This is a genomic window from Anaerobacillus sp. 63XJN7_4_ISO-PGPR-S23-413, assembly GCF_056173725.1.
On sequence record NZ_CM149688.1, the window covers coordinates 653997 to 666704 of the forward strand.

At 39.3% G+C, this 12708-nt stretch carries 14 protein-coding genes; 10 read left to right on the forward strand and 4 right to left on the reverse strand.

The features are described from left to right. The first annotated feature begins 116 nt into the window (after window positions 1-116). Genes AC0VYO_RS03640 through AC0VYO_RS03650 form a run of 3 tightly spaced genes read left to right on the forward strand, consistent with a single transcriptional unit; the run spans window position 117 to window position 3804 of the window. Window positions 117-1607 (forward strand): spore germination protein, encoded by a 1491-nt coding sequence (locus AC0VYO_RS03640; RefSeq protein ID WP_475368403.1) that lies wholly within the window; start codon window positions 117-119, stop codon window positions 1605-1607. 23 nt (window positions 1608-1630) lie between these two features. Beyond that, a complete protein-coding gene (locus AC0VYO_RS03645) occupies window positions 1631-2725 on the forward strand; it encodes a GerAB/ArcD/ProY family transporter (RefSeq protein WP_475368404.1) in 1095 nt (364 codons plus the stop codon). Then, a complete protein-coding gene (locus tag AC0VYO_RS03650) occupies window positions 2722-3804 on the forward strand; it encodes a Ger(x)C family spore germination protein (protein ID WP_475368405.1) in 1083 nt (360 codons plus the stop codon). Before AC0VYO_RS03645 ends, AC0VYO_RS03650 begins: the two co-directional genes overlap by 4 nt. Window positions 3805-3844: 40 nt before the next feature. Here the strand turns inward: AC0VYO_RS03650 and AC0VYO_RS03655 are convergent, their stop codons facing one another. The 3 genes from AC0VYO_RS03655 to AC0VYO_RS03665 form a co-directional block, all read right to left on the reverse strand. Then, window positions 3845-4393 carry an NADPH-dependent FMN reductase gene (locus tag AC0VYO_RS03655; RefSeq protein ID WP_194220170.1) on the reverse strand — a complete coding sequence of 183 codons (549 nt, stop codon included), beginning with the start codon at window positions 4391-4393 and terminating at the stop codon, window positions 3845-3847. A gap of 135 nt (window positions 4394-4528) precedes the next feature. Continuing rightward, window positions 4529-5176 (reverse strand): response regulator, encoded by a 648-nt coding sequence (locus tag AC0VYO_RS03660; RefSeq protein ID WP_475368406.1) that lies wholly within the window; start codon window positions 5174-5176, stop codon window positions 4529-4531. A gap of 12 nt (window positions 5177-5188) precedes the next feature. After that, a complete protein-coding gene (locus AC0VYO_RS03665; protein ID WP_475368407.1) occupies window positions 5189-6781 on the reverse strand; it encodes a GAF domain-containing sensor histidine kinase in 1593 nt (530 codons plus the stop codon). A 138-nt stretch (window positions 6782-6919) separates the two neighbouring features. On the opposite strand from AC0VYO_RS03665, the gene AC0VYO_RS03670 reads away from it, so the two are divergent. The 4 genes from AC0VYO_RS03670 to AC0VYO_RS03685 all read left to right on the forward strand — a co-directional run bounded on the left by AC0VYO_RS03670 (window position 6920) and on the right by AC0VYO_RS03685 (window position 9672). Then, a complete protein-coding gene (locus AC0VYO_RS03670) occupies window positions 6920-8269 on the forward strand; it encodes a TrkH family potassium uptake protein (RefSeq protein ID WP_475368408.1) in 1350 nt (449 codons plus the stop codon). Window positions 8270-8380: 111 nt separating this feature from the next. After that, the gene (locus AC0VYO_RS03675; RefSeq protein ID WP_430246737.1) at window positions 8381-8872 is read left to right on the forward strand and encodes a universal stress protein; all 492 of its coding nucleotides are present in this window, start codon (window positions 8381-8383) and stop codon (window positions 8870-8872) included. 126 nt (window positions 8873-8998) lie between these two features. Beyond that, entirely contained in the window at window positions 8999-9208 is a 210-nt protein-coding gene (locus AC0VYO_RS03680) for a helix-turn-helix transcriptional regulator (RefSeq protein ID WP_430246735.1), read from the forward strand. Beyond that, window positions 9205-9672 carry a hypothetical protein gene (locus AC0VYO_RS03685; protein ID WP_475368409.1) on the forward strand — a complete coding sequence of 156 codons (468 nt, stop codon included), beginning with the start codon at window positions 9205-9207 and terminating at the stop codon, window positions 9670-9672. The genes AC0VYO_RS03680 and AC0VYO_RS03685 overlap by 4 nt, the downstream gene beginning before the upstream one ends. A gap of 3 nt (window positions 9673-9675) precedes the next feature. Here AC0VYO_RS03685 and AC0VYO_RS03690 read toward each other — a convergent pair whose 3' ends face one another. After that, window positions 9676-10038 carry a YuzC family spore coat inner layer protein gene (locus AC0VYO_RS03690; RefSeq protein WP_430246731.1) on the reverse strand — a complete coding sequence of 121 codons (363 nt, stop codon included), beginning with the start codon at window positions 10036-10038 and terminating at the stop codon, window positions 9676-9678. A 136-nt stretch (window positions 10039-10174) separates the two neighbouring features. Here AC0VYO_RS03690 and AC0VYO_RS03695 point away from each other — a divergent pair, with 136 nt between their 5' ends. From AC0VYO_RS03695 to AC0VYO_RS03705, 3 genes are all read left to right on the forward strand, one after another. Continuing rightward, window positions 10175-10414 carry a hypothetical protein gene (locus tag AC0VYO_RS03695; protein ID WP_194219929.1) on the forward strand — a complete coding sequence of 80 codons (240 nt, stop codon included), beginning with the start codon at window positions 10175-10177 and terminating at the stop codon, window positions 10412-10414. Window positions 10415-10540: 126 nt separating this feature from the next. Beyond that, window positions 10541-10987, forward strand: coding sequence for a GNAT family N-acetyltransferase (locus tag AC0VYO_RS03700; RefSeq protein ID WP_475368410.1), 447 nt, complete (start codon window positions 10541-10543; stop codon window positions 10985-10987). A 422-nt stretch (window positions 10988-11409) separates the two neighbouring features. Next, a complete protein-coding gene (locus AC0VYO_RS03705; protein WP_475368411.1) occupies window positions 11410-12588 on the forward strand; it encodes a thiolase family protein in 1179 nt (392 codons plus the stop codon). Window positions 12589-12708 lie beyond the last annotated feature (120 nt).

The window sequence follows — 12708 nt, forward strand, 5'->3', positions numbered from 1 at the left end:
TCGTAATGACACGCTTTTTTATTTGGTTTGATTTCATTGATGAAGCCTGGAGGTGGATAAATTGATGTGACTTGTAGAAACTACAAGGAGAACATGAGAATGTGTGGTGACTGAAAGTGCTTCGATGGTTTAAAAAAAGTCGATCTCCCGATAAGTTGAAAAACTTGCCTGAGCTAATTAAAAGCTTAAAAGACTCCGATGATTTTTTGCATTTTGAAAATAAGCAGGATAACAGCTCTTTCTTCTTATATTATTTTAAAACGCTTATTCATGAGAATGAATTCAACGACCACATTTTACCCTATCTCGTGAGAGAACCATTGAAGTCACTTGATGAGGTGAAGAAAAGGGTGCCCGTGCCAGGCGTCATCATTTCAGAAGACCTTAAGGTGATTTGTGAAAAAGTGATGATGGGTTTTATTATCATTCGCTTGAGTGAGTCTGCAACGAAATGTGCCATGATACCTTGCCAGGTCAAAAAAGCCCGAGCGATCACACAACCTGAAGTCGAGTTTACAGTTGTCGGCTCAAAGGAAGCATTTGTAGAAGCACTAGATACCAATATCCATTTAATCCGAAAACGATTACCTGTGCATGAATTAAAAGCATATGAGTTAACGATCGGTAAGCTGACAAAAACGAAAGTAGTTATTCTCTACCTGGAGGGAATCGCGAACGAAGAAAATGTAAACACTGTTAAACAGCGTCTTAAAGACCTTAAAGTAGATCAGGTTGTCGATAGTTCAGTTCTTATGCAACTGATCTCCGATAATAGAAATTCTCCTTTTCCGCAACTGATTGATACCGAAAGACCTGACCGGGCAACATCTGTGTTATGCGAAGGGAAAGTAGTGATTCTTTCAGATGGATCACCTCAGGCTTTGATTGGGCCAACGACGCTTGTCGAATTCTTTTCAGCATTTGAAGACTATTTTGTGAATTGGATCGTCGCCTCAAGTGCTCGCTTGATCCGTATTTTTGCGATTTTATTTTCAATACTTGTGACACCCGTTTATGTAGCAACATTAACCTATCATTATGAACTGATACCGAAAGATCTACTCGGCACCCTCGTTAGCTCCAGGCAACGTATACCGCTACCTCCCATTCTAGAAGCCATATTTTTGGAGTTAGCCATTGAGTTGCTAAGAGAAGCTGGAGCACGATTGCCGACAAAAGTCGGTCAAACGATCGGTATTGTAGGCGGTATTGTTATTGGGACTGCTTCAGTTGAAGCAGGATTAACAAGCAACGTCCTATTAATTATCGTGGCACTTTCTGCCCTTGCCTCCTTTACAACTCCTGTCTATCGAATGAGCAACACTATTCGCTTAACAAGGTTTCCTTTCCTGTTTTTCGCTCATCTGTGGGGGCTCCTTGGTGTAACAATTTGCTTTAGTTTTTTAATAGCTCACCTTCTCAAATTAAAATCGTTAGGTAGACCATTCCTAGAGCCAATCTACCCATTACGTGTTCAGGATTTAAAGGATGCTCTTATTAGGCTTCCGTTGAAATTTCAAAATAAGCGACCTATTCAATTACAAACAGAGGATACAGTACGTTTTAATCCAGTAACGAAGAAAGAGAAAAATGATTTCCATGAGTAAACGTAGAAAGGAGATGCTTTTATATGGCTGGACCAGAAGTGAAAGATGAGTATAAAGTATCTCCATTTCTAGTGTTTTACCTTGTTCACTCCGTTCAAGTTGGGGTAGGAGTTATGGGGTTTCAAAGAATCAGCGCAAAGTATGCAGGAAATGATGCTTGGATTTCGGTACTAGTTGCTGGCCTTAGTCTAAATGTGATTATTTTTTTGATATATAAAATCATGCTAAAGGAAAAAGGGGATCTCATTTCGTTACATCAAAATCTTTTTGGGAAATGGTTAGGAGGATTATTAAGCTGGATTGCTATTGTTTATTTCATTGCGATGAGTGTGACTATTCTACGTACATATATCGAAGTAGTTCAAGTATGGATGTTTCCAGACTTAAATAAATGGATCTTCGGTTCTGTGTTTCTACTTTTAGTCTATTACTGTTTATCTGGCGGGTTTAGGGTAGTTGCCGGTATAGCTTTCTTTGGTGTTGTTTTGCCATTTTATCTTATTCTAACGATGATCTTTCCGATGTTTTATGGACACTTCCGAGACCTTCTGCCGATATTCAACCACTCTATAATCGAAATGTATGAGGGAGTTAAGGGGGCTTCCTTATCTTATTTAGGTTTTACAACGCTTTTTATGTATCTCCCATTTGTGAAAGACCCCGAAAAATCTCATCGATGGGCGCAGGCAGGGAACTTATTTACGGTTTTTATTTATACAACAGTCACGATCACAACGATCGCCTTCTTTAGTACCGAACAGTTACAAAAGACCATTTGGGCGACGCTAACAACATGGAAAATTGCAGAAATGCCTTTTGTTCAGCGTTTTGAGTACATTGGTATTACCTCGTGGGCACTTGTGATTCTTCCAAACCTTTGTATTACGATATGGGCTGGAGGTAGAGCAATTAGGAGGTTATCAAATATCAGTCAACGAAATGTGACGATCCCTCTTCTTTTTGTCATTTTACTGGCTAGCAGTGCCTTTGCTAGGAGAGAGAGCATTGATTTACTAAATCAGTATACGAGTCAAATGGGGTTCTACTTTGTCTATCTCTATGTACCATTCTTATTCGTAGCTCAGTATATCAAAAGTAAGGTGGGGAGGTCAGAATGAGACTGATCCTGGTATTCGTAATATGCAGTGTCCTACTTACAGGGTGTGTGGAAAGTAGTATTCTGGATGATATTCAAATGGTGACGATTATCGGTTATGATCTTCCTGATGATGACAATGAAGAAAGTTTTATTAAAGGAATTGCAGTAGCTCCCCAATATCAAGCTAATGGTAGGGTTGATAATAGCATCTTTATCCAGACAGCTGAAATTAGTAAAGAAATACGCAGTCAATATAATTCCGAGTCATCAAAATCATTTGTAAGTGGAAAACTGGAGGTTGCTCTCTTTAGCAGGGAAATGGCAGAATCAGAAGGTATTATTGAATTGGTTGATACACTCCAAAGAGATCCGGCGATCGGTTCAAGAGTGTTCTTGGGCATTTCTAACAGTGACATGGAAACATTATTAAGTACCAATTATGGGAACGTGGATACCGGTACATTTATCCATGACACTTTAAGTCATAATACTAAGCACGGCATGCTGCCACAAACGAGTTTGCATAACTTTCTGTACCATTATTACTCAGAAGGAAATGACCCGATTCTTCCGTTGGTTGAACAAGATGGAGATAAGGTGAAGATTATCGGTATTGCTTTATTTAATGGAGATAAGATGGTTACTACCATTGACTCACAAAGTTTGTTTACATTCAAAATTCTGTATGAGAAGTTTTCTAGTAATGATTCATTTACTGTGAGACTTAATGAGGAGGAGCATGCCGCTATTTATAATATTGCTTCTAAAAGAAATCTTAATTTTAAGAAGGCTGGACGCAATAAAGTTGAAGTTCATGGTAAGATTTTAGGAGTAATCAAGGAGTATTCTGGAAAGAAGTTAACTCCTCTAAAGCTTAAAGAAATTGAGAAAACGATGGAGAAGGAAATTGAGAACAGAGGAAATGAGATGATTCAAGAATTTCAACGGCTAAAGATCGATCCTCTTGGACTTGGGAATGCGACTCGTAGTGTGACTCGTGGTGATTTCAGTCATGAGGATTGGATGGACCGCTATCCTGATATGGATATCGAATTTCATATAGATGTGAAAGTAACAGAGTCGGGAGTCATAGAATAGGCGAAAAGAACCCGATAGAGAAATGCTATCGGGCTCTTTCTTACTGTACTTCTATTTTATTTTCTATCGTTTGGGAGAGGGAAACTAGTTCATCTATAACGATTGTCAGACGTTCTTTCGCTTTTGTTTCCACCATGTAACCTTTCTCATCAAAGCATGTGGGATCTGCGCAGAATTGATCAGGGAGGACGAGAGCATATAACCCTCTCATAACTGTTCTCATATTGTTCAATGCGTTAATACCGCCTTTTCCACCACCGCCAACAGAAGCAAGAACAGTTGGCTTATGTTTGAAATGAGAACCACCTAAAAAATCGAGTGCGTTTTTTAAAGCTCCGCTCATGCCATTGTGGTATTCAGGAGAGCAAATTACAAATGCATCAGCTTTTGTTGCATGGTTTATGAGGCGCTGCACCTCTGGATGATCAAGATCTTCTTTTCTTCCTTTAAATAAAGGGAGGTCGTGGAATCCTGCGTCGAATGTGAGCACTTCAATTCCCTTTTCGTCTAATTGATCGGTAACTGTATTTGTTAAGTTCCTCGTCATAGATTTGTCTCTTGGACTACCGTTCATCACCATTACTTTCATAGGAAAGCTCCTTTCTCATACCTCTATATTCTTTTATTACCTCAATTGTGAGTGTTTCAATCTAAGTGTATTTTAAATTCTTGTATCGGGCATCGGAGGGAAGAAGGAATTCAGTCTCAGCCTTTAGTTGTAGATTTAATTTTCAAACCAGTTCTGCTTTGTCGCGAAGAGAGCAGCCTGTGTCCGATCGTGGAAATTTAATTTGGAAAGAATACTACTTACATGAGTTTTTACTGTTTTTTCAGTAATATATAAAGCGGCAGCAACCTCTTTGTTGCTCTTCCCAAGAGTGATTTCTCTTAATACCTCTTTCTCCCTTGGTGTAAGGTTTGTGATTCTGCGTTCATCATCGACTTGATCTTTCTTAGTCATATGAGACATCAGCTGATTTGTAGCGAGTGGATGAAGGTGGCGTTTACCGCTAAATGCTGCGCGTATTGTATAAACTAACTCATCAGGGTCAATGTCTTTTAATTGATACCCTTCAGCACCAGCGCTAATGGCTGGAAGAACATGATCCTGATCTGAAAAACTTGTTAAGATAATAATTTTGATGTGTGGTGCGTTTTTTTTCAACTGTTTAGTTGCTTCAATTCCATCCATTTCGGGCATAACTAGATCCATTAAAATAACGTCAGGACTAAGCTCATAAGCAAGCTTCACGGCTTCAACTCCATTTACTGCTTCCCCAATAATGTCAATATCCTCCTGTGTTTGTAAGAATAAGCGAAGTCCTTTTCGGACCATAAGATGGTCATCAGCAAGAAGTAATTTAATTTTCATCATATCCTCCTCTCATATCGGCAGTATAACTTGTACTGTTGTTCCGTAGTTTCTTGTACTTGTGATGGATAAATGGCCACCGAGTATAGCCGCACGTTCCTTCATTCCTCTAAGACCAAGTGTGCAATCCCCAACAGTCGTTTGATCAAAGCCAACACCGTGATCCACAATTGTTAAGCTAGCATCGGTTTCAGAAAATGCCAGCTGAAGTGATACTTCATTTACAGCAGCATGCTTATGTATATTATTGAGCGCTTCTTGACCAATCCGGAAAAGCGCCTCTTCTATTGGTGTAGGGAGGAGTTTAAGACCTGAAACGTCATAAACGGCTTGAAGACCTAGTCCTAGTGCATAAGTTTTAAGGGATGTCATCACACCGGCTTCAATTCCCATAGGTCGAAGCTGCCAGATTAATGTTTTCATTTCTTGCATTGCTTGCTGAGATAGCTGTTGAATATCGACTAATGCCTCATTAAGAACTAGAGGGTTGTCTTGAATACTCTGTGCACCACGTGCTGTCATTGATAATGAGAACAGTTTTTGGCTAACGGAATCATGCAAGTCTCTTGCAAGTCTGTTTCGTTCTTCAGAGAGAATTAGCTCCTGTCTCTTTTCATTTACTCGTGATTGCTCAATCGCAAGAGCCGTGTGATCAGCAACAGCTTGTAAAATTTCTTCATCTATTTTTGAGAGCCTTACATCCTTGTGACTAAGAGCAAATAGAATACCTATTTGATCATTTCGAATCGTAACCGCTCGGGCATGAATTTCAGTGATTTCCGCATCAATTGGAAGATGAAACGTGTGAGGTGTAACTGGAATTTCTTTATCCACTGCTTCTATAAGTTCTTTTAGTGTATCATCAGAATAAGGCATGTTCAGTACGTTTAATTTGTTTTGATCGTACAAAGAGTGGAGAAGATGCTGGTGACCGCTATTATGGAAATAACCGACGATAGGCCAGTTAAAAGATTGAGCGGTTTGCCGTACAATCCCGTTAATGATCTCCTCAGTATGTTCGCACTTCCATAATTCTCTTGTAAGTGATTCAAGTTTCGAATAGTTTTCTGCACGTTTTTGCTCATCTTGATATAATCGTACTCGTTTAATAGCTGTTCCAATTTGAAAAGCAACCGATTCAAGTAGAGTAAGTTCTTCCTCAGAAAACTTTTCTTTACCAGGTGAACCAACATTTAAAATACCAAATGATTCCCCGGCGGCTGTTAATGGAACGGTCGCATGATGAGTCAACCCTTCTGTGTCACCGGTTTTGTGATGAATGGCATCTTCAATTCGTTTGCATTCAATGATGTTAACTGCTTCGGTCAGTCGTCCATCCCAAAATTTATTTAAGCACCAGCAAGTTCCTTTACACATTGGTTCCTTTCTTCTTAATGCAAGAGCTTCAGGAAGTCTTGCATCGGCTGTACAAGTAAACTGCTTCTTATAGTTTGATAAGAAAATCCATCCTGTTTTCAGCCCGGTGACGTTCAAAAGCTCTTCAAGAACAGATTGAAGCATTGTTTTCAGGTCGGTTGAACGATTTAATGTTTCGGCAATGGTTTTCATGGTGAGTAATTCACGCTCGTATCGTTGATCATCCACAGTAGTTCCCCCAATATTTAAACAATTGACATTTTTTATTATACTATTAACAGGGTTATTATCTAAACAGTGAGATTTACAAGAACACGATGTCAGAAATAATCCAGTCATAGATCAGAAAGGCTGAGGAGGAATAATATGAAAATCAAAGAAAAAGCAACAGAACTTTCTTCCGTCCAGCTGATTGTTCTTTTCTATTTTGCGGCTGTAGCATTATCGACGGTTCTCTTAAGTCTTCCGGTTGCCCACCAAGCTAGTGTTGAATGGAGCTTTATAGATGCTTTATTTACAGCTGTAAGTGCAATTAGTGTTACAGGATTAACAGTCGTTTCTACTGCTGATACGTTTAGTACAACCGGAACATACATCCTTGCTTTCGTACTTCAATTCGGTGGAATTGGGATTATGACCCTTGGAACTTTTATTTGGTTATTAGTGGGGAAGAAAATAGGGATGAAAGAACGTCAGCTTATTAGTACAGATCAAAATCGTGGTACGTTAGCTGGTCTTGTAAGTCTAATGAGACAAATCCTCGGGCTTATTCTCTTATTTGAAGCGATAGGGACAATTATTCTTGGGATCTATTTGTTAAAGTATTATGATGCGTGGCAAGATGCTTTTTTGCAAGGTTTTTTTGCGTCAGTAAGTGCTACAACAAATGCAGGATTTGATATTACTGGGAGCTCACTTATCCCATATGCAAATGATTATTTTGTGCAATCCATTAACATGATTCTGCTTATATTAGGTGCAATAGGGTTCCCTGTTCTTATCGAACTGAAAGAATACTTATTCCAAAAGAAAGAAACGGTAGCGTACCGCTTTACGTTGTTTACAAAGGTTACGACGGTTACTTTCTTTGCTCTAATCTTAATCGGTACCGCCCTTATCTGGATTTTAGAAGCAGGAAATTTCTTGGCTGATAAGTCATGGGATCAATCGCTATTCTATTCATTGTTTCAATCTGTTACAACGAGAAATGGTGGTCTCGCAACTATGGACGTGAGTGAATTCACTCTGTCTACGCAGTTAGTGTTAAGTTTACTTATGTTTATTGGCGCATCTCCAAGCAGTGTTGGCGGAGGGATTCGAACGACTACTTTTGCTGTTGCTGTATTAACAGTCGTTCACTTCGCAAGAGGTCGAAAAAGTGTCAAAGTTTTTGGGAGAGAGCTTTTACATGATGATATTATCAAATCGTTCATCGTCATTTTTACAGCGACTGGTCTTTGTGGTTTGGCAGTCGTTATTCTTTCAGCAACAGAACCATTCTCATTAACTGCCATTGTATTTGAAGTGACCTCAGCCTTTGGTACAACGGGTTTATCCCTTGGCATCACTCCTGAACTAAGTACTGCGGGTAAATGGGTTATTATCTTTCTCATGTTTGTTGGAAGAATTGGGATTATATCGTTTCTATTGATGATGCGAGGAAACGCTCCTCTCGAACGTTACCATTACCCAAAAGAACCTATTATTACCGGATAATGAGGCTAGTGTAACAAATATATCTATATGAATACGTTTTCAATAATGGCGTTATTTTCCTCTCAGTAGGGGTATATCCATACTACTTCAAATACTGAGGAGGAAGGTATCATGTATTCGAAAATTGTAGTAGCTTATGATCGTTCTGAGGATAGTGAAAAAGCGCTCCACCAGGCAGTTAAATTAGCAGAACTAAGCAAAGCTTCTATTCATTTAGTGCATGTTGCGAAAGAATCACATAAACTTTCAGCTCAACCAGCGACGAGAATTCCTTATGGCACTGGAAGTATCGGTAATGAAGGACATGCTGGTGTCCCCACACCGATTCCTGAAGAGCAAAGTGGCGTAACGGTCGAACGAAGTGATGGAGAAGCAATGCTTCGAGAAGTGAAAGAAACGCTGCATCATATGGGTGTGAATGTTCATTCTGATGTAAGAAGTGGCGATCCGGCGAAAGAAATCGTGGATCTAGCCGTTATGACAGAAGCAGATTTAATCGTTATCGGGAGTCGAGGGTTGAGTGGGATTAAAAAATGGATGCTTGGAAGCGTAAGTGAGAAGGTTGCTCAACAATCGCCATGTCCTGTCCTAATTGTAAAATAGAAAGCCTGGGAAACCAGGCTTTTTTCTTTGGTCAAAAAGTTAATTATTATTAACTTTAAGTTAGGTTTACTTAACATTTTGTTTGTTGTAGAATACATATAAAGGAAATGTGAGAGAGGGGTTCAGGTGACATTACAAAATCGAATTAGAGAACTAAGAGCTCGTTTTCAGTTAACGCAGCAGCAGCTTGCTTCAAAAGTAGGGGTAACGAGACAAACGATCGCAGCTGTGGAAAAGGGTGAGTATGTTCCGTCATTATTACTAGCTATGAATATTTGTAGAGAATTTGACATGTCGGTGGAGGAAGTATTTCAACTACAGGGGGAATCGGAGTGAAATTATCTTTCGTTTATTTAATGAACTTGGTTATACTTGGTCTGTTTGGTTGGGCAATGGTTACTTATTTCGATGCAGCTTCGCAATTTCAAACTATAATAAGTGGAGACGGAAGTGAAGTTACGATTAACCTACTCCCTATTCTTATGACTATTTTGATTACGGGTATTATTGGCTTTATATTCACTCGTAGTAAGAGAAGAAAGAATAAGGGTTGGAAAGAAGCGCTTTTGCTTCCTTCCGAACTGTGTGAAGATGATGAACGGGAAAAAGCTTTAACCGCCCATGCGTGTCGCAATGCTTATATTGCGATGATGTTTGTCACGCCTTTTTTAATTGCTGCAATGACTTTTCAACCGTTTATATCTCATTATTTCTCAGCCTATCCGATTCTAATATTGCTACTACTGCCGTTCGTTCAGGTTAGTGTTTTTTATTTTTCTCTTCGAAGGAAGTTAAAGTAACGGTTACCAGCAGAGCTTTAGCGTTAATTCACTGCAATTATCTTGATTTCCTGCTGTGAGATCTACGCGAATGGCGTCTGGCGTATAAGCTATGTGAAAGGGAGAAGTCACGCCAGCACGTTGAATCAGCATATGAACATGGGAATGATCATTTTTCTGAGCCGCGTCTTTTAATTCATGAGCAAATTGCGCGTCGTTTTCCACTTTATTAAGCAGCTTCTCTCCATCTGTCATTAGCTTTGAACACGTCTCGGCTGATTTTTGGAAACGAGTCACTTCAATTGGAGGGAAAGGGCGATAATAAGAGGGATAACAAGGTGAATACGGATTAGGCCATTCGTTGTATCTGTAATGTTTAAATGACATCATAGGCCTCCTGAATATGTGATGCTATTACCCTATGGTTTTATAAAAAAAGGTGTGCATCTTTCTTTAATTTGTGAAATTTGATTACAACAGGTTACAATAATTCAGAAGACGTTTGGAGAAGGAGCATGGTGTTTTGAAGAAATACGTTATTTTTACGATCAGTCTTATTAGTTTCTATTTCATTTTGAATTTAATCATTGGTTCGATTGTTAATGCTATATTTCAACCAGATTGGTTGATGGCCTGGGCTAAGGGGCAACAGGTGACAGGCACCGTTACGTTTGGCCTTCTATATAATCCTATTGATCTTATAAGTTTGATTTTGTCGCTAGTGATCAGTGTTATCATTACATCTAAAGTCAAACCTTCTTAAATCGTGCCGAGGCACGATTTTTTATTTTTATGGTGTTTGAAGGCATTGTTCATAAAAGAATAGAATGATTAACTTGTGAAAAAGAACAAAGGTAGGATGAAAATGACTGAGTAAGGAGGTTTTTTGATGAAGATAATGCAAATAAAAAAGGGTTTTCCTTATGATCTTCTACTTAATGCTGATCCATCTCTCGATCATATTGAACGTTATTTAAAAGTTGGGAGCTGTTATGTTGCGGTTGAAGAGCAAGAAGTGATGGGAGTCTATGTTCTAGTAAAAAAAGAAAAGGAAATAATGGAGATCATGAATATAGCAGTAAGGGAGGATAGAAGGGGAAAGGGAATAGGAAAAAAGCTTATTCACGATGCTATCCAAAGATCAGAGGCGCTTGGAGCCACCAAGATTGAGATTGGCACGGGTAATTCAAGTCTGGATCAATTAGCTCTCTATCAAAAATGTCACTTTCGAATAACGGATATTATTGAAGGTTTTTTTGATAGCTATCCTGAGACGATTATAGAAAACGGTATTCCTTGTCGGGATATGATTCGGTTAAGCTATAGCAAAATATAAATTGACTTTTCCATTGTCTAATCGGAGTAAATGGAGTTTTCTGTAAGTTTTCTCGTCACTTAAATAGAAGAATGACTTTAAATCAATGGGCAGATGTTTGTTCCGGAGGAGTTGAGATAACAAGTGATTATAGCGAACAACTAGAAAGGCTATCAGAAGCAAAAAACAAAAATATCTTAAAACACTGTCTCACAAGGGTAGTCTTTTTTACTGAGGTAAAGCAAAGGTTTATTTACAAGAAGATAACTAGTTTTTTTGCGACAAGGCAAAAGGAATTACAGGTCAGGCAGTGGTCATTGATGGAGGATACACGGCACAATAATGGATTCAATTAGTGAAAGAGAGTTAAATCTTTTCTCTCTAAAAAAACTTGTAAACGCTTTCCTTTTGTTTGTAAAATAGAGAAGAATGGAGGGGAGAACATGAAAGATGTTTTTATTTTGGAGGGTGCCAGAACGCCATTTGGAACGTTTGGAGGTTCACTTAAAGATATTAGTCCAACTGACTTAGGAATTACGGCAAGCAAGGAAGCGCTAGTAAAAAGCGGGATAGAGGCTAGTGAAATTGATCTTTCTGTTATTGGGAATGTGATTCATTCAACATCAAATGCTTCTTATCTCGCACGTCATATTGCTCTTGGAACAGGAATACCGATCGAGAGCCCTTCACTAACAGTGAATCGTTTATGCGGTTCTGGAATGCAGGCCGTCATATCAGCTGCTCAATCTATTATGATGGGAGACGGTCAAACGGCCCTTGCCGGCGGAGCGGAGAATATGAGCTTATCGCCTTATACGTTAAGAGGAAATCGTTTTGGAGCTAAAATGGGTGCTCCTAAAATGGATGATATGCTGTTGGCTACGTTAACAGATGAGTATACTGGAACAGGAATGGGGATAACGGGAGAGAATCTTGCACTAAAGTATGGGATTTCTAGAGAAGATCAAGATGAGTATGCAACCCGAAGTCAGCAAAAAGCAGCCGAAGCAAGAGAGAAAGGCATTTTTGTGGAGGAAATCGCCCCTGTTGAGATAAAAGGGAAGAAGGGGGTTGAAAGCTTTGCGATTGATGAGCATATTCGAGAAGGTACTACAGAAGATAAGCTAGCTAGTTTAAAGCCAGCTTTCAAAAAAGATGGAACTGTCACTGGTGGAAATGCAAGTGGAATTAATGATGGGGCAGCTTCGGTCGTATTAGCAGGAACAGATTACGTTACGTCTAAAAATCTCAAGCCTCTTGCTCGAATCGTTTCTTGGGGAATAGCGGGAGTAGATCCTTCAATCATGGGGATTGGTCCTGTTCCTGCCATTCGACAGGCACTAGATAAAGCAGGTATGACATTGCAAAATATGGACTTGATTGAAGTAAATGAAGCTTTCGCAGTTCAGTATCTGGCTGTTGAAAAGGAGCTAGAGCTTGATCGCTCACGAGTGAATGTAAACGGGGGTGCCATCGCGTTAGGACACCCAGTTGGAGCAAGTGGGACACGTGTTCTTTATACTCTCATAAAAGAATTAAAGCGCAGAAATGGAAGATATGGTGTTGCCTCCCTGTGTATTGGCGGAGGACAAGGTATTGCCGTAGTAATCGAAATTAGTTAATTTGTCAGAAAAGATTGCCAATTCACACGATGTTGCGTATACTAAAAGTATTAACTAACGGAAAGGGGCTGTGCATTATGGTAAATAACAAAAAGAATTCATCCTTAATTGCATATTGTG